Source organism: Clostridium pabulibutyricum, from assembly GCF_058242705.1.
On the sequence record NZ_JBZAYZ010000004.1, the window covers coordinates 17,119 to 35,126 of the forward strand.

Consider the following 18,008-nt stretch of genomic DNA (forward strand, 5'->3'; position numbering starts at 1 on the left):
TTATTCTCACAGTTAAAAGTTGAAGGGAAGAATGATAATTATGTTGATTACAGGAAAAGAAATGTTGGAAATAGCTCAGAAAAATAAGTTTGCAGTACCAGCTTTTAATGCAGGTTCAGGTCAGTTGCTTACTGCTGTTATGGAATGCGCAGAAGAGAGACAGGCCCCATTTATAATGGCCATTCATCCAGACGAATTGTCATTTTTAAGAGACAGTTTCATTTCGCAAGTATTGTATGAATGCAATCACAGCAAAGTTCCAATTACAATTCATTTGGATCATGGTGCAAGCTATGAACAAGTTATTCATGCCATCCAGCTTGGATTCACTTCTGTTATGATTGACAGTTCGCATTTACCATTTGAGGAAAACATAAGTGTAACAAACAAAGTGGTAGAAGCAGCTCATTCAGTAGGTGTATCGGTTGAAGCAGAATTGGGAACTATTGGAGATACAGGCAATACAGTTGAAGGCGGAGTTACTGAAGTTATTTATACAGATCCGGAAAAGGCGGCAGAATTTGTTGAAAGAACTGGAGTGGATTCACTTGCGGTTGCAATAGGCACGGCTCATGGTATCTATCCTAAGGATGTTAAACCTAAATTGCGTCTTGATATTTTGAAAGATATAAAAGACAAAGTATCTGTTCCACTGGTATTACACGGAGGATCAAGCAATCCTGACAAGGAAATAGCTGAATCAGTTAAAATGGGAATTTGTAAAATTAATATTTCTAGTGATATCAAAATTGTTTTTGCGAACAAACTTCGTGAAATATTGAACGGCGGAAACACGGAAATACGTGAACCAAATGTATTGTTCCCAGGATGCATTGAAGAGTCAAAGAAAGTGGCATCACACAAGATAGATTTATTTAATGCGGGAGATAAAGTGAAATTTTACTGATTATTTGTAATAAATTTAGTCGGACCAAGGAGTGTTGATTATGAATTTGGTTGATGTGCTTGATGAGAGAATAATTAATCCGCATTTACCTGCTAAAAACAAGCAAGAAGCAATTAATATGATGGCTGAAGAACTGAAAAGTGCAGGTTACATTGAAAATATTGAAACATTTGTTAAGGATATATATTATAGAGAATCACAGGGAATTACAGGAATTGGCGATTACATTGCCATTCCCCATGGCAAAAGTGACAGCGTTGTAAATATTGGTGTTGCGATTGCAAAATTGGATAATGAAATTGACTGGGAAACACTTGATGACAAGGGAGTCAAAATAATTGTTTTGTTCGCCGTAAGCAACAACAAAAATTATGCTGAAAATCATATGCTTTTGTTGGCGGAAGTAGCTTCGAAACTTGGCAAAAAGGAAGCAGTAAGAAAGTTAATTGATGCAAAAACCAGTGAAGATATTATAAAATGTTTCTCATAAGGGAGGTATAAGTTATGAAAATAGTTGGAATAGCAGCTTGTACTGCTGGAATTGCACACACATATATTGCAAAGGAAAAGTTAATAGAAGCGGCTAAAAGTGCCGGGCATACTATTCATATGGAAACTCAGGGAACCATAGGAACAAAAGACAAACTGGAAGAAGCAAATATTAAAGAAGCAGATGTAGTTATTATTGCAGCAGATGTTAAAGTAAGTGGAAAAGAAAGATTTAAGGGAAAGAAGGTTATTGAGGTACCTACTGAAATGGTTATCAAATCTCCAAATAAGTTTGTAAAAAAGGTAGAGGAGATAGTGAATAAATAGAAGACGAACAGTAAATTATAAGATCGAAAACATATTTGCAAAAAAATTTGAATATTTAATAGAAAACTATTATTCTATTAATAAAGATGTCGAAATATGTTCTGAATTTGACGAATAATATTTAAATATCAGGAGGTAGAGAGATGCAACTGCAACTGTCAAAGAGGCAAAAGAATTTGCTAGATTATTTAATTCAAATGGATGATTTTATTACAGCAAAGCAATTGTCTGAAAAATTGGGAGTTGCTGATAAGACGATTTATCGCGATATCAAATCTATAAAAGATTCACTTAAACCTTTTGATGATATTATATTAAATATTCCAAGTCGTGGTTATAGGATAGACTATGAAAAATATATTAAAAATTTTATAAATATTGAAGGGAAACAGGATAGCAAATCTGTTTCAGCAGAAGAAAGAAGAAAAGATATTTTGTTGAAATTGCTGCTTCAATCTCCCAAAGAAACTTCCATCAATAAATTATCAGAATATTATTTGGTGGGTCCGGCATCTATTGTAAATGATTTTAAAATTATTGAAGAATATTTGAGCGAAGAAGATGATATAAAATTAGTTAAAACAACGACGGGAACTTATATAGATGGAAAAGAGTCATCTATTCGTAAAAGGATAATGATTGAGCTTAGCGAGCGGGCGCTGCTAAAAAGCCTTGAGATTCAAATGCTTGATAAAATAGACAGCAAAGGTATTCAATTACTGGAGGAAAATTTTGGACAAGAAGATATATTAGTGGTAAAGAATATACTTGATCATACAGAAAAAAAATTGGGATTTTTAATAGAGGATCCGTATTATATCAATGTATTTACACACATTCTCATTTTAATAAAACGTTTTAGAGAAGAAGGATGTATTCAAAGTGAAGATTTGATTTTACAGGAAGAAAAGATAGACAAGGTAATGCTGAAAGTTGCCAAGTCTATTCAAAAAAAACTTGAAGAATATTTAAAAAGCCCGTTGCCGGTTAATGAACTTCAATATATTTATTCATTTTTATCATTTGTACACAGCAATGAAAGTATTAAAGATGAAAAAGAAGATTATGAGGCTAATCCGTCATCTGTTTATGTGGATTTTGTTCATAATTTGATTGACAAAATTTCTTTCAGGATGAAGATAGATTTTTTCAAGGATTCTCAACTGTTTAGATCGCTGCTGCTTCATGTAAAGCCTATGTTTAAGAGAATTAAGTATGGCATAAGGGTGCAGAATCCCTTGCTAAGCCAGATAAAAAAGGAATTTAAGATACCGTATCAACTTGTGAGTGAGACAGTAAACAGTATGATTGAAGACTATGATTTAAAAGAAGTTCCTGAAGATGAAATAGGATATCTGACTATTTATTTTCAAAATGTAATTGAAAGTTTAAGGGTGCCTTTAAAGGTTTTAATTGTGTGTTCAACTGGTATAGGAACTTCACATCTGCTTAGAGCAAGAGTTGTAAAGTCATTCCCGGAATGGAACATTGTAGGAGTTGTTTCTGCTATCAAAGTCCAGGATTTTTTAAAGGATAATGATGTGGATTTAGTGCTGAGTACTGTGAATTTAAATGAGATGCCTGTACCCACTGTCTATGTAAACGTATTTTTCGATGAAAAAGATGTGAAAAAAATTTCAAAAGTTATTTATCACTATCAAAATGGAGGCAGGCCGAATGTCGAAAATAAAAGTATTGAATTCTAAATCGATCTTATTTGATATAGAAGTAGAAGATAAATTTGATGCCATTTTAAAAATCTCAAATAGACTTTTTGAAGAAGGATATATTAAAGATGTAGTTTCGTTTACAAATGCTGTTCTGCAAAGAGAGAAAGAGGGAAAGACAGGAATAGGTTATTCGGTTGCAATTCCTCATGGAAAGTCTTGTGATGTTAGGCAGACAGTTACAGGTATAATGAAACTTCAAAGGGCAATTGAGTGGGAGGCAGTGGACTCTCTGCCGGTTAAATTTATTATTCTATTTGCCGTCAAATCCGATGAAAACGATATAGAAAGATTGGATGAAATGTCAGAGATAGCGGTCAGTCTTGCCAATACTTCTTTTATTGACAGGCTTCATAATGCCAGAAGTCCTGAGGAGATTGTAGAATTATTTCAAACCGAACTGGATTTAAACTGAAAATTAATAAATGAAAAAAAGTAATTAAGGAGGGCGTTCTATATGATTAATAGTTTAAAAAAGCATGCTATGACTGCTATATCGTATTTGATTCCTTTGGTTGTTGCCGCTGGTTTCTTATTGGCAATAGGTAATATTATGGGTGGTTCAAATATAGAGAATATAAAAAGTGGATTTAGTATTGCAGACTGTTTTACAACGATGGGTGGCTATGGATTAGGTCTTTTGCCTATGATTGTAGCTGCAGGTATTTCATTTTCAATTGCTGACAAGCCTGGAATTGCGCCTGGAATTATTGTTGGAATGATTTCAAAGGGAATAGGTGCAGGTTTCCTTGGAGGTTTTGTAGGAGGATATATTGCAGGATATATTACAAAGTTAATTAGAGACAAGATAAAGCTGCCTGATTGGGCTGAAGGTCTTATGCCAACTTTGGTTATTCCGTTTATTGCATCGCTTTTGTCAGGACTCATAATGTATTATATAATAGGAACACCTATTATTGTAATGACGGACTTTTTAACAAGTTATGTATCTGGACTCAATAGTTCCTCCAAGTTCTTATATGGAGCTATTATTGGAATATTGGCATCAGTTGATTATGGTGGTGCTGTAAATAAAGTTATCTTTGCTTTTGTACTTGGACTGCAGTCTGAAGGTATCAATCAGCCTATTACAGTACTGATTCTTGCATCTATGGTAACTCCGTTCGGTATGACATTTGCATACTTCATTTCAAAACTATTCAGAAAAAATATCTACAATAAGGTAGAGGTCGAGACTTTGAAAACGGCTTTCCCTATGGGAATATGTGAAATAACAGAAGGTTGTTTGCCGATTGTCATGAATGATATAATTCGCTGCGTAATATCTACAGCAGTTGGAGCAGCAATTGGAGGCGGACTCAGCATGCTTTGGGGATGCGATTCAAAGATTCCTGCAAGTGGTATGTTTGCGATGCCTACAATGAGTAATCCGCTTCAATTCTTTATCGCTCTTATGATTGGTTCACTTGCAACTGCAATTATGCTTGTAATTTTGAAAAGACCGGTAAATCCAAATGATCAAGAGAAAAAAATTGATGAAAGCGAAGAAGCAGATATCGACTTATCATCTATAAAAATAATGGAGTAGTCTAGTAATTAGAGAGGAGAATATGAATATGATAAAAGATGAATATAAAGAAAATGTTCTGGAGATGTACAGGAAGGCTCATATAGCTTTGAACAAAAAAGAGATTGAAAATTTGGAATGTACGGACTTCGGCTTGGACAATATTTATGAAGAGGGATTAAATCTGATTATATATGTAAACAATGATCGTTATTGTGCAAAAGAAATGGTCCTTCTTCCAGGGCAGACTTGCCCGGAACATCTTCATCCGCCGATAGATGGAAAAGGAAAACAGGAGACTTTCAGATGCAGATGGGGAAAGGTTTATCTATATGTAGAATCGACGGATGTGAATATGGACAACCTTTCATTGAAGATACCGGATAAAAATAGAAAATATTACACCGCTGCCAAAGAATATATTCTCCTTGAAGGCGAGCAATATACAATTCCACCAAATACCAGACATTGGTTTCAGGCTGGAAGTGAAGGTGCTGTAATAAGTGAATTTTCTTCACCAAGCGATGATGCATCGGACATATTTACAAATCCTAATGTAAAAAGAGTGGCACAGGACAAATAGTTGTGACGGGGACGGTATTTAAAAAAGTATCGTCCCCGTTAAATTTAAATGAAAGAGGTTGTTTAAAGTGAAGGTGGAGAGCAAAGTAATAGGAAGCTTTTATGGTCATGATGTGATTGAATATACGTGTATAAATGATGCACAAATGAAATTATCGGTTTTAAACTATGGCGGAATAGTTACAGGAGTGGAGTTCCCTGATAGAAATAATAAAAATGAAAATCGTGTATTAGGTTATAGAGACTGGAATATGTACAAGTCTAATCCAATGTACTTTGGAGGATTAATAGGCAGAATTGCAGGAAGGATTAAAGATGGCAGATGTACACTTCAAGGCGAGAAGCTAAGCTTGGAACAGAATGAAGGCTGCAACCATTTACATGGAGGAACTGTGGGTCTGCATTCAATTTTTTATTCTGTAGAATTCTTAACCGGTGAAGAAAAAGCAAAACTAATTTTAACTGCGCAGGACGAGGATGGCAAAGGCGGATATCCTGGCAATATGGACATTAAGATTGTATATTCTCTGACAAATAGAAATGAATGGATTATAGAATACAGTGGAAAAACGGACAAGACCACATTATTTAATCCTACAAATCATACTTATTTTAATTTAAACGGTGATGGAAAAGGCACGATTTTGGATCACAAATTGATTATCAATTCAGAACAGGCTGCAGAAATAAAGGAAGCCACGCTGCCAACATGGAATTTTCTTCAGGGAAACAGGGAGCCTGCTTTTGATTTTTTAGATACCAAGCTTTTAATAAGAGATCACATTGAACCATACATGGACAACAGGCAGATAAAGCTGGCAAGTGGCGGAATAGACCATGCTTTTTTACTTAAAAATGGCGATCCTGAAAATTTACTTGCCGATGCAGTCCTTTTAAATGAAAAGACAGGAATCAAAGTTTCAATGACGACTACAGAAGAATCCGTAGTTGTTTATACCTGCAACAAGGTAACCCCGTCAATCGAGCTTAAAAGTGGAATGCTTGAAAAATATTCAGGCGTAACTATGGAAACACAGGCATTGCCTGACAGGATTAATTCTGATTTACCACTTAAAGTTGTTTTACAACCGGATAAAACCTACTATAGTCGTACATGTTTTGCTTTTTCCAATTTTTGAATTAAAAATTATCAAAAAATTATTGACAAAAACAGAGGTAGATGTATAATATAAATATATAAATCATAGTAAATTACTCGGAAATGAAAAAGACTTTGATAAAGGAAAGTAGTTTAAAAGTAAATTTCCAAGAGAGGAAATTTAATGCTGAAAAATTTCTAAATTTGCTTTAAATGAAGTGCCCTTTTGAGTTATGTACCGAAACTACAGTAGGCTGCATCGGATTCATCCGTTATAATGATTAGGTATAATTTTGTACCGAATAAGGGGAGACCTATCAGTCTAATTGGAGTGGAACCGCGGAGCTTGAGCTTCGTCTCTATAATGAATAAATTATAGAGACGGGGCTTTTATATTTGCAAAGATGTTTATAAATACTAATTTTTAGGAGGATATAAAATGATATTTGATAATGCTATACAACTTATTGGTGATACACCACTTTTAAAATTGAACAATTTAAAGAGCGAGGGAGCAGCAGACGTATATTTGAAACTTGAAAAATTCAATCCAGGTGGAAGTATAAAAGACAGAGCTGCACTTGGAATGATTGAAAGGGCAGAGAAAGAGGAACTTATAAAAGAGGGAGATACTATAGTAGAACCTACTAGTGGAAATACTGGAATAGCCCTTGCAATGATAGGCAAACTTAAAGGGTATAAAGTTATAATTGTAATGCCTGAGACAATGAGTATCGAGAGAAGAAATACCATAAAAGCTTATGGTGCAGAACTTGTGCTGACAGATGGAACAAAAGGAATGAAAGGTGCAATAGAGAAGGCGTATGAGATAGCAAAAGACAAACCTGGTTTTTATATACCACAGCAGTTTACAAATACCGCAAATCCTCAAAAGCATTATGAGACTACGGCAGAAGAAATTTTGAAAGACTTGAAGAATATCGACGCTTTTGTTGCAGGGGTAGGTACAGGAGGAACTGTTATCGGAGTGGGAGAGAACCTAAAAAAACATGACGGGAATATAGAAGTTGTTTCGGTAGAGCCTGCAAATTCGCCTGTACTTTCGGGGGGACAGACAGGACCTCATAAAATACAGGGAATTGGAGCCGGTTTTGTACCGGATATATATAAAGATGAAATAGTGGATAAAATAATGACTGTTACCGATGAAGATGCATTTAAATATGCAAGACTTGTAGCTAAAGAAGAGGGAGTACTCGTTGGAATATCTTCAGGAGCAAATGTTTATGCAGCATTAAAGCTTGCAAAGGAACTTGGAGAAGGAAAAACTGTTGTAACTGTTGCACCTGATGGAGGGGAAAAATATTTATCCATGGGATTATATAGTTAAATTTAAACTATCCTGTGGGTTGTAATTCCAATGGAATTTGATTGTATTATATGGAGGTAAGAAAATTATTATGAATGCATTTAAACTTTTAAAGTATGATATAAAAAATGCCATGAAAAGTGATCCTGCAGCTAGAAACCCACTGGAAGTGTTTTTGTTATACCCGTTTATACATGCTTTAATACACTATAGAATAGCACATTTTTTCTACAAAAGAAGAAGATTCTTTATTGCGAGGATGATATCGCAAATTTCGAGGGCTTTTACAGGAATAGAAATACATCCTGGAGCTAAAATAGGTAAAGGGCTTTTTATAGATCATGGAATGGGAGTTGTGATAGGAGAAACTGCCGAAGTTGGAGACAATGTTACCTTATATCATGGAGTAACCCTTGGCGGAACGGGTAAAGAAACAGGCAAGAGGCATCCTACAATTGGGAACAATGTATTTATTGGGAGCGGGGCAAAGCTTCTTGGACCGATAGTTGTGGGAGACAGGGTAAAAATAGGCGCAAATGCAGTTGTACTGAAGGATATTCCGTCAGACTGTACGGCGGTTGGGATACCTGTAAGGATCATATATAGAAATGATTGTGAAGTTATAGAGATAAAGGATTATGCAGGAAAAAGAAAAAAGATATACAATCAAATGATGATATAGTAGTGTTTAAATGAGTTTGGACAGGGAAGGACAATAAGTTTAATTGCCTTTCCCTGTTTATTTGCGGTTTTGGGCTTGTGTAAAGGGAAAGAATATTATTATAATAGACTTTTGAAGCTTTTGAAACTATAATTTATATTAGAAAAGTATTTATTGTAAGGTTTATTGAGGAAAGGTGGATTTATTATGATTTCTCCGTTTGTGGTAAAGATAATAGGGTGTCTTCCTAAAAATCTTGTGGCATATTTGTCAAAGAAAATTTTGAGCGGCTATCTTAAAAAATATGCTGATATAAATGTATCAGGTATGGAGAATTTGTACAATATAGAAAGACCTATATTGTTTGTCTGTAATCATCTAAGCAATTCGGATGCTCTTGTGCTTGGTTATGTGCTGAAAAATGAGAATTTGACTTTTGTGGCAGGTAAGAAGTTGAACAATAATCCGCTTACGAAGCTTGGAATGAGTATGACAAAAACTATAGATATAAAACCGAATTCGGCGGACAAGGAGGCTATTTCAAAGACTGTAAAAGCTTTGAAAGATGGAAGCAATGTGCTTATATTTCCAGAAGGTACGAGGAGCAGGACGGCTTCCATGAACAACGGAAAAAAGGGAGTAGTTCTCATACAGAAGCTCACTCAGGCAAGAGTTGTACCTATTGGCATAAGTTGTACTGAAAAGCTTTTGCCAATAAGCAGTGATGATATGTCGTTGGAAAAGTTTTGTCCGGCTAAAGTCACTGTGAATATAGGAAAAGAACTCCATTTGCCGGAGAGACAGAAGGATGAAAAAAAACATGATTATGAGAACAGAATGCTGGATTTTTTAATGCATGGAATAGCAGAACTTTTACCGGAACAATACAGGGGTGTATATGGTTCTGAACGAGGTGATGAAAATAATGAGAAAGAATATTGAAGATATACTGGAGATACTTGGAGAAACTTATCCTGATGCAAAGTGTGCACTTGAATTCAATTCTCCATACGAAATGCTTGTTTCAACAATACTTTCTGCCCAGTGTACTGATGTCAGGGTGAACAAAGTGACTTCAGAACTTTACAGGGATTTCAATACGCCTGAAAAGATGTTGACTCTTACGGAAGATCAACTTGCAGACAAGATAAGAAGCTGTGGGCTTTACAGAAACAAAAGCAGGAATATAATTGCAGCAAGCAGAAGCATAATGAAAGATTTTAATGGAGAAGTACCGTCTACAATGGAGGAACTTTTGAGCCTTCCCGGAGTTGGAAGGAAAACCGCAGACGTTGTCTTGTCGAATGCCTTTGGAATACCGGCGATTGCCGTAGATACACATGTTTTCAGAGTGTCCAATAGAATTGGTATAGGCAAGGGAAGTACTCCGAGAAAAGTTGAAGAAGAATTGATGAAAAATATACCGCGGGATAAATGGAGCATTTCACATCATTATCTTATATGGCATGGAAGACGCATATGCAAGGCGAGAAAGCCTGATTGCGACAACTGTCCTGTTGCTCCATACTGTGATTATTTTGGAAGTGTCGGAGGGAAAAGCTGATGAGGAATTTAGCCTTCCCCTCCGAAGTTTTTATAATGAAATTAATTTCAATCTTAGAAAATCCAAAGCTGATATGGAAGCTCTGTTTCTAACTACATTTCTTGTTCCTGAAATATGTAGTTCTTTAACGAATGTCTCACCTTTTATAGAGATTCCAACATATACAAGCCCCACGGGTTTCTCGGGAGTACCACCGGAAGGACCAGCAATTCCAGTTGTCGATATTCCTATGTCTGTATTTGAAGTCCTGCTTATTCCAAGGGCCATTTCAACAGCAGTTTCAGGGCTGACTGCTCCAAATTTTTGGAGAGTTTCTTTTTTTACTCCCAGCCTTTTCATTTTTGCTTCATTGCTGTAGGTAACAGCTCCATCCATGAATATGCAGGATATGCCAGGATAATTTATAAGCTTTGCAGCAATAAGCCCTCCTGTACAGGATTCAGCGCTTGATATTGTAAGATTTTTTTCAACAAGCATTTTTGCCACAACTTCTTCCATTGAAGTTTCACCATATCCATATATTTTGTTACCAAGTATGGATTCAACCTTTTTTTCCATGGGTTCTATGAGTTTTAATGCAGCTTCTTCTGAAGATGCCATTGCAGTTATTCTCAAGGTAACGTCGTTTTGTTTTGCATAAGGTGCAATTGTAGGATTTCTACTGCTGTCTATGATGTCCTTGATTTTTTCAGCCATTTCACCCTCACCTATGCCGAATATCCTTAAAACTTTTGATTTTATAGTTTGCTTTTGATACTTTGACAGATAGGGTACTACGTAGTTTAGAAACATGGGACGTATTTCTCTTGGCGGTCCCGGAAGAACTATGAGTATTTTCCCGTTTTCATTTATAATACAGCCTGGAGCAGTTCCATGATCATTTCTAAGTATGTTACATCCTTCAGGGAAGTAAGCTTGTTTTAGGTTGTTTCCCTTACGATATGATCTTCCCATTTTGTCAAAATAGTTTTTTAAATTTTCAACAGTATAATCGTCAAGTATCATTTGCTTTTTAAAGTATTTTGCACCAATTTCTTTTGTAAGATCGTCTGGAGTGGGTCCAAGTCCACCGGAGGTTACTACAAGGTCAACTCTTTTGAAAGAATTATCAAGCTCTTCCATAAGTCTTTCGGGATTATCTCCTACTACGGACTGGTGATATACATTTATTCCTAAATCAGCAAGTTCTCTTGAAATAAACTGGGCATTTGTGTTAACTATATCGCCGAGAAGTATTTCAGTTCCAACACATAAAATTTCAGCTTTCATAAATTATTCTGCCTCCCAGATTGATTTAATATATATTATAGATTTATAATATCATAAAATTACATATACTTTACTATGTAGTATATAAAAATTTACTGCCGTATAGTATAATAATTCTATGTGTGAATTTTATAGGGAAGGTGAGCTATGTGAGTGAATCAAACAACTCAAGAAGATTAAATAGATCTGGAAAACTCGCAGAAAGAAAGTTAACAATTGGAATCTTGTCTGTTCTAATTGTAATTGTGAGTGTGATTACTGGATTTTTGATTTATAATTACAGGGATATAAAGCAGTGGGATAATCGTATATATCCGGGTATTACCATCCAAAATCTTGATTTATCTGGTAAGACCAAAGCTCAGGCTGAGAGTATTTTAGAGAAGGCTGTAGTGGAGAAGATGAATGACAACAAGATTAATATATCTGCGGGAGATAGAAATTATACAATTGGATACCGGGATATAAACGCAAAGTTTGATGTGAAAGATACAGTTAATAAGGCATTATCTTATGGAAAAAATGTTAATATACTTGAAAAATATAGGCTCATTAAAAAACCCAAAATGATAAATTACAAACTTGGCTTTTCCTATGATAAAAAGTATATAAAGAATCTGACAAACAAAATAGCATCTGAAGTTGATCGAGATCCTGTAAACGCATCTATAAGCATGACAGGAGTTGGATTTAACATAACACCTGAAAAAAGTGGTGTGAATATGGATAAAAAACAACTTGAAAATCAGCTTTATTCCAAGATTACAGGTGATTCAGTTGGAGATTTGAATGTAAAAGCATCTATGAAAGTTGTTAGTGCGTCAATAAAAACCGACGATTTGAAAAAGATAAATACACTTGTATCTAATTTTAGTACAAGTTATGGATCCATATCATCATCACAGAGGGCAAACAATATATCCATTGCAACTCAGGCTATAGACGGAACTGTTGTTATGCCTGGAAATGAGTTCAGCTTTAATGATGTAGTAGGAGAGAGAACTGCACAAAAAGGGTATCAGGCTGCTCCTGTTATAATTGGGGACAAACTTGAAGCAGGACTTGGAGGCGGAATATGCCAGGTTTCAACAACTTTGTACAATGCTGTTGAACGGGCAAAATTGACTTCTACGGCAAGAACTCATCATACTATGCCGGTTCACTATGTTGCTGAAGGAATGGATGCTACTGTCGATTATGGAAATATAGATTACAAGTTCAGAAATGACTTTAAATATCCGGTGTATGTACAGGGATATACGTCGGGAGGTAATGTAGTATTTAACTTGTATTCAAATTCAGCTGCAGGAAAATAATAATGCTCCCCTATATTTTGGGGAGCATTTATTGTTATCTTATTTTGCGCCTTGCGATTTTTTTGTGAGATGCAGGCATACTACAGGCATTTGACTGGCTGCGGTTGGAAAATTTTACACCGAATACGTATATGAGTGATCCAAGTATTATAAAATATGCTGTTATGTAAAGAGGATTCATTGCCCAAATAGGTGTAAAATCATAAAGCGTTATTGTTCCAAACAAAATAAATACAATTCCGGCAGCCCATTTTATGTATGTTTCAGGTATGTGTTTGTACATCCAGGCACCTCCAAGTATTCCTATACCGTCAGATATCATCATGCCTATTGTACTTCCTACAAGTATGAGAACAGCATTGTTAACTTGTGCAGAAAGAGTTATTGTCATAAGCTGGGTTTTATCTCCCATCTCTGCAATAAAAAATGCTATGGCAACTGCTGCAACAGGACCAAGCCTTGTGTTTTTATTTTCCTCATCATCAAGTTTATCTCCACGCAGTGTCCAGAGTCCAAAAATAATAAACGCGGCAGCGGCGGCGATTTTTATAGTGCTTATTGGTATAAGTGAATTTAGGTAACTTCCAATAACAACCGCCACACCGTGATTTAAAATTGTTGCCAGAAATACACCTAAAAGCACCTGTGAGGCTTTGTATTTACTTGCCATGGCCATGGCAAGGAGCTGAGTTTTGTCTCCCATTTCGGCTACTACTACAAGGAATATTGTTTTAATGATTATTGACATTTATAAATCCTCCTTCTTAGTTATTATATATATTGAACATTGTTTTAATACGAGTAATATATTTGATGTCAAAATAAAAAAGACCAATAATACAATTTCAAAGTTGTATTAAAAGTCTCACTTGACTGAAATCAGCCACGATAAAGCCAGACCACAAGGTCAGTATGTTGACTTTATCACCATATTAGGCAGTTACTCCCTTTTAAAATTATCCAATTTATGATTTTTTAATAATAACATAAGATTAAAGTGCAGGCAATAGATATTTTAGCACTTTGATTTTGTAAGCTTGACACCATGCAGGGCGAAGTGGTATAATACTCACCGTGAGTTTATCATTTTAATTTTATATGCGGATATGGCGGAACTGGCAGACGCGCTAGATTCAGGTTCTAGTGAAAGCAATTTCATGCAGGTTCAAGTCCTGTTATCCGCACCATAAATATAGTCAATTCGATGATTTAAATATGAATTCTATAATTTAATATTAAATAGTAAAGAAAAATTCCCTAAGAGATTATATTTATATGTATTTATAATTTGTGGGTTTTTTTTTATCTGGATTTCTATATGACATATAAATATTTGAATAAATTTAATTAGGAGATAAAATATGGAGAAAAGTAGAGACAGACAAAGTATAGATGTTGCAAAATTATATTATTATTCTGAGTATAGCCAGCAAGAAATTGCAAATCTACTTAATATTTCAAGGCCTACAGTATCAAAACTTTTAACTTATGCTAAAGAAAATGGTTATGTAACTATTAAAATTAACGATCCTTCTGATATATCAGATGATTTATCAATTGCTTTAAAAAGTAAATATAATCTGGATAACGCTATAATAGCATATTCTCCATTAAACAATGATGATGAGATAAAAAAATATATAGGTAATGCAGCAGCTAAATATTTACATGATATTGTTAAAGATAACGATATTATTGGGATAAGTTGGGGAACAACTATGTATGCAATAGCAACTCAGTTAATTGATAAGAAATTAAAAGGTGTTCAAGTTGTTCAGCTTAAAGGAGGATTAAGTCATACTAACATTAATACATATGCTTCAGAAATAAATGAACTATTTACTAATGCATTTCATGCACAAGGAAGATCACTGCCGTTATCTGTAATATTTGATAAGCCGGAATTAAAAAATATTGTTGAAGAAGATAGTCATATAAGTGAAGTAATAGAGTTGGGGAAAAAAGCAAATATTGCGGTTTTTTCTGTTGGCACAGTTAAAGATGATGCTCTTTTATTTAGGTTGGGTTATTTAAATGAAGAAGAAAAGAGAAGAATTCAAAAGAATGCAGTAGGAGATGTATGTTCACGCTTTTTCGATAAATATGGCAACATATGCAATGAAGAAATAAATAATAGAACAGTTGGAATAGAATTGAATGACATTAAAAAAAAGAAGAAAGGTATATTGGTCGCAGGCGGAGAAAGAAAACTTGAAGCTTTACATGTTGCACTTAGTTCGAGAATAGGCAGTACACTGGTAACTGATCAATTTACGGCAAAAGAATTGCTTGCCAAATAAATTATTTGATATTTATAGTGAGTATTACACTGGTGATATTAAGATTACTAGTGTGATACTCATTTTTTATTGTGAATATTTATTTATAAATTCTATATAAGATATCCATTAGAACAAAAGTAAAATTTAATATTTACTTTTGTTCCAATAGATGATATCATAAATGTAAACAAAGGAGGAATTAGTTAAAATGGAATTGAGTAAATATATTGATCATACATTATTAAAACCAGAATCAACAGAGAATGATATATTGAAGCTTATTGAAGAGGCAAAAACTTATAATTTTGCATCTGTATGTGTTAATCCGGGCTGGGTTAGAATTTCACATGAAAAATTAAAAAATACGGATGTTCACGTTTGTACTGTAATCGGTTTTCCTCTAGGGGCAACATCTACAGCATCCAAAGTATATGAAACAAAAGTTGCTATCGAAGATGGTGCTGATGAAATAGATATGGTTATATCTATTGGACAACTTAAGTCGGGAAATTATGACTATGTTAAGAATGAAATTCAAAAAGTAGTTGAAGTATCTGGAAATAAACTGGTTAAAGTAATAATAGAAACTTGTTTGCTAACAGATGAGGAAAAAGTAAAGGCATGTGTTTTAGCTAAAGAAGCTGGTGCTGATTTTGTAAAGACGTCTACTGGATTTTCAACAGGAGGTGCAACAACTCATGACGTTAAATTGATGAGAGAAGCTGTTGGAGATGATATGGGAGTTAAGGCTTCTGGCGGTATTCACTCTAAAGAGGAAATGATGGATATGATAAAAAGTGGTGCTTCAAGAATTGGTGCAAGCTGTGGAGTGAAAATTATAAAATAGATTTTAATTTAAATAGGCTTTGTTAAAGCTATTAAATAAAGAAAGGGATGCTCATTAAATGAATAAAATATTTTTACGGAGAAAAATGTTTAGTGAACAAAGTTATGTTATTTATAAATCGGATGACTTTGAAGTTACTTTATTTAGATATCCATCAGATATTGAAGGGATTGAAGTGAAAAATAGCAGGGGAAAAGTAACTCTATTGCCTTATATGGGACAAATTATTTGGGGATTAGAATTTGATGGGTGCGATTTGAGAATGAAAAATATGTTTAAGATACCGCATCATGCAAATGAAATTGTAGACACTTATGGATGCTTTGCATTCCATTCCGGTTTGCTGGCTAATGGATGCCCATCACCTGAAGATACACATGTTTTACATGGTGAAATGGCTTGCTCAAAAATGGATAGTTCATGCCTTGAGATTGACAATGATTTTGTAAAGGTATCAGGTTCTAAAGAATATGCTAAAGGGTTTGGAGATCATTATTTGGCTGAACCTAGTGTTACTTTAAGAAAGGGTCAGTCAAATATTATAATAGAAATGACTGTAACAAATTTATCTGAGTGTCAGGTTATGCCTCTACAATATATGTGTCATATGAATTATGCATATGTTCAAAATGCTAGGCTGACCCAAACCATACCAAATGAAGCTTTTGCACTTAGAGAATCAATACCGGCACATGTTCATCCTACAGAAAAATGGCTTACGTATAATGAGGAGTTAAAGCAACATCCAGGTCAATTAAATATGTTAAACCAGCCAAAAATGTATGATCCAGAAATTGTATTCTTTGCAGACAATTTAAAAAGGTATGGGGAAGATTTAACATTTGAAATGACTTCGCCTGATGATGTTACATTTTTTACTGAATTTTCATCAAAAGATTTTAATTTCGCTACTAGATGGTTATTGTATAATGAAGATCAAAAAGTTGCAGCTTTTGTACTTCCTGGAACATGCAGGCCAGAAGGATTTAATGCTGCAAAACAAAATGGAAGTTTGATTTACCTGAAACCGCAGGAACAAAAAAGGTTTAAAGTAACCACAGGAAAAAGGTAGAGAAATATATTAATATTAAAAAGTTTAATTTTATTATAGTAAAGGAAGTGTTAGTGATGGATATAGCTGTTGTTGGTTCAAATATGGTGGATTTAATAAGTTATATAGATAGAATGCCTAAAGAAGGTGAGACACTGGAAGCTCCGGATTTTAAAATGGGATGTGGTGGCAAAGGTGCTAATCAAGCTATTGCAGCTGCAAAATTAAAATCTGATGTCATGATGGTAACTAAAGTTGGTGATGATCTTTTTGGGAAGAATACTATTAAAAATTTTGAAAATAATGGGGTCGATACCAGCTTTGTAAAAGTTGAAAAAGATCAGGCAAGTGGGGTGGCACCTATTTTTGTTGATAATGATTCCAAAAACAGTATTTTGATTATAAAAGGTGCAAATAAAAAATTATTGCCTAAGGATATAGATGAGGCAGGTGAACAATTAAAAAAATGTTCTTTAATTGTTTTACAATTAGAAATTAACTTAGAAACTGTTTATTATACAATAGATTTTGCCAATAAAAATCATATTCCAGTTCTTCTAAATCCAGCACCTGCTGTATCAGAATTTGACTTCAATTATGCTTTTAAATGTGACTTCTTTGTACCAAATGAAACTGAACTCGAAATTTTAACAAATAAGCCGATTGATACAATAGAACATATAAAACAAGGCGCTCATTATATTGCTGATAAAGGATGTAAAAATGTCATTGTTACATTAGGCAGTAAAGGATTACTATGGATAAATGATAGTAATGAGGAACTTATTAAGGCAAATAAAGTGAACGCAGTAGATACGACTGGTGCAGGTGATGGATTCATAGGATGTTTTTCACATTATTATGTTCATACAAAAGATATATTACGTTCTCTTAAAATGGCAACAATTTATGCAGGTATGAGTGTTACTAGATATGGGACTCAAACTTCATATCCTACAAAAGAAGAATTTAATAATTATATTGAACAAAGAAATGAAAACTAACTTTATATAGTGAAATTGTTAAGAA

19 protein-coding genes, 1 tRNA gene and 1 other annotated feature are annotated in these 18,008 nt (G+C 34.3%); of the genes, 18 read left to right on the forward strand and 2 right to left on the reverse strand.

Features of this window, described 5'->3' with window-relative positions:
* Positions 1–40 precede the first annotated feature (40 nt).
* The 12 genes from AC4CVH_RS06560 (at position 41) to nth (ending at position 10,214) form a co-directional block, all read left to right on the forward strand.
* Complete coding sequence (locus AC4CVH_RS06560) at positions 41–907, forward strand: ketose-bisphosphate aldolase (RefSeq protein WP_490786952.1); 867 nt, start codon at positions 41–43, stop codon at positions 905–907.
* Positions 908–947: 40 nt separating this feature from the next.
* Positions 948–1,397 carry a PTS sugar transporter subunit IIA gene (locus AC4CVH_RS06565; RefSeq protein ID WP_490786953.1) on the forward strand — a complete coding sequence of 150 codons (450 nt, stop codon included), beginning with the start codon at positions 948–950 and terminating at the stop codon, positions 1,395–1,397.
* Positions 1,398–1,411: 14 nt separating this feature from the next.
* Positions 1,412–1,723, forward strand: a complete 312-nt coding sequence (locus tag AC4CVH_RS06570; RefSeq protein WP_490786954.1) for a PTS fructose transporter subunit IIB — start codon at positions 1,412–1,414, stop codon at positions 1,721–1,723.
* Positions 1,724–1,866: 143 nt separating this feature from the next.
* Positions 1,867–3,429, forward strand: coding sequence for a BglG family transcription antiterminator (locus AC4CVH_RS06575; RefSeq protein ID WP_490786955.1), 1,563 nt, complete (start codon positions 1,867–1,869; stop codon positions 3,427–3,429).
* Positions 3,401–3,865, forward strand: a complete 465-nt coding sequence (locus tag AC4CVH_RS06580; RefSeq protein WP_490786956.1) for a PTS sugar transporter subunit IIA — start codon at positions 3,401–3,403, stop codon at positions 3,863–3,865. Before AC4CVH_RS06575 ends, AC4CVH_RS06580 begins: the two co-directional genes overlap by 29 nt.
* 42 nt (positions 3,866–3,907) lie before the next feature.
* Complete coding sequence (locus AC4CVH_RS06585; protein ID WP_490786957.1) at positions 3,908–4,999, forward strand: PTS fructose transporter subunit IIC; 1,092 nt, start codon at positions 3,908–3,910, stop codon at positions 4,997–4,999.
* A 28-nt stretch (positions 5,000–5,027) separates the two neighbouring features.
* Complete coding sequence (locus AC4CVH_RS06590; RefSeq protein WP_490786958.1) at positions 5,028–5,561, forward strand: D-lyxose/D-mannose family sugar isomerase; 534 nt, start codon at positions 5,028–5,030, stop codon at positions 5,559–5,561.
* Between the two features lie 67 nt (positions 5,562–5,628).
* Positions 5,629–6,699, forward strand: a complete 1,071-nt coding sequence (locus AC4CVH_RS06595) for an aldose epimerase family protein (protein WP_490786959.1) — start codon at positions 5,629–5,631, stop codon at positions 6,697–6,699.
* A gap of 86 nt (positions 6,700–6,785) precedes the next feature.
* Positions 6,786–7,023, forward strand: a binding site (T-box leader).
* A 75-nt stretch (positions 7,024–7,098) separates the two neighbouring features.
* Positions 7,099–8,010, forward strand: a complete 912-nt coding sequence (cysK, locus tag AC4CVH_RS06600; RefSeq protein WP_490786960.1) for a cysteine synthase A — start codon at positions 7,099–7,101, stop codon at positions 8,008–8,010.
* Between the two features lie 67 nt (positions 8,011–8,077).
* The gene (gene epsC, locus AC4CVH_RS06605) at positions 8,078–8,671 is read left to right on the forward strand and encodes a serine O-acetyltransferase EpsC (RefSeq protein WP_490787089.1); all 594 of its coding nucleotides are present in this window, start codon (positions 8,078–8,080) and stop codon (positions 8,669–8,671) included.
* A 186-nt stretch (positions 8,672–8,857) separates the two neighbouring features.
* Positions 8,858–9,592 (forward strand): lysophospholipid acyltransferase family protein, encoded by a 735-nt coding sequence (locus tag AC4CVH_RS06610; RefSeq protein ID WP_490786961.1) that lies wholly within the window; start codon positions 8,858–8,860, stop codon positions 9,590–9,592.
* A complete protein-coding gene (gene nth, locus AC4CVH_RS06615; protein WP_490787090.1) occupies positions 9,567–10,214 on the forward strand; it encodes an endonuclease III in 648 nt (215 codons plus the stop codon). Before AC4CVH_RS06610 ends, nth begins: the two co-directional genes overlap by 26 nt.
* A 30-nt stretch (positions 10,215–10,244) precedes the next feature.
* Here nth and AC4CVH_RS06620 read toward each other — a convergent pair whose 3' ends face one another.
* Complete coding sequence (locus AC4CVH_RS06620) at positions 10,245–11,483, reverse strand: competence/damage-inducible protein A (RefSeq protein ID WP_490786962.1); 1,239 nt, start codon at positions 11,481–11,483, stop codon at positions 10,245–10,247.
* A gap of 149 nt (positions 11,484–11,632) precedes the next feature.
* On the opposite strand from AC4CVH_RS06620, the gene AC4CVH_RS06625 reads away from it, so the two are divergent.
* Entirely contained in the window at positions 11,633–12,799 is a 1,167-nt protein-coding gene (locus AC4CVH_RS06625; protein WP_490786963.1) for a VanW family protein, read from the forward strand.
* 34 nt (positions 12,800–12,833) lie between these two features.
* Here the strand turns inward: AC4CVH_RS06625 and AC4CVH_RS06630 are convergent, their stop codons facing one another.
* Entirely contained in the window at positions 12,834–13,547 is a 714-nt protein-coding gene (locus tag AC4CVH_RS06630; RefSeq protein WP_490786964.1) for a TMEM165/GDT1 family protein, read from the reverse strand.
* Positions 13,548–13,899: 352 nt separating this feature from the next.
* Here AC4CVH_RS06630 and AC4CVH_RS06635 point away from each other — a divergent pair.
* From AC4CVH_RS06635 to rbsK, 5 genes are all read left to right on the forward strand, one after another.
* A tRNA-Leu gene (locus AC4CVH_RS06635) sits at positions 13,900–13,986 on the forward strand.
* A gap of 174 nt (positions 13,987–14,160) precedes the next feature.
* Positions 14,161–15,099 carry a DNA-binding transcriptional repressor DeoR gene (deoR, locus tag AC4CVH_RS06640; protein WP_490786965.1) on the forward strand — a complete coding sequence of 313 codons (939 nt, stop codon included), beginning with the start codon at positions 14,161–14,163 and terminating at the stop codon, positions 15,097–15,099.
* A gap of 190 nt (positions 15,100–15,289) precedes the next feature.
* Entirely contained in the window at positions 15,290–15,928 is a 639-nt protein-coding gene (deoC, locus tag AC4CVH_RS06645; RefSeq protein ID WP_490786966.1) for a deoxyribose-phosphate aldolase, read from the forward strand.
* Positions 15,929–15,986: 58 nt separating this feature from the next.
* Positions 15,987–17,000 (forward strand): aldose 1-epimerase family protein, encoded by a 1,014-nt coding sequence (locus AC4CVH_RS06650; RefSeq protein ID WP_490786967.1) that lies wholly within the window; start codon positions 15,987–15,989, stop codon positions 16,998–17,000.
* A 56-nt stretch (positions 17,001–17,056) separates the two neighbouring features.
* Entirely contained in the window at positions 17,057–17,983 is a 927-nt protein-coding gene (gene rbsK / locus AC4CVH_RS06655; RefSeq protein ID WP_490786968.1) for a ribokinase, read from the forward strand.
* The last annotated feature ends 25 nt before the right edge of the window (positions 17,984–18,008 follow it).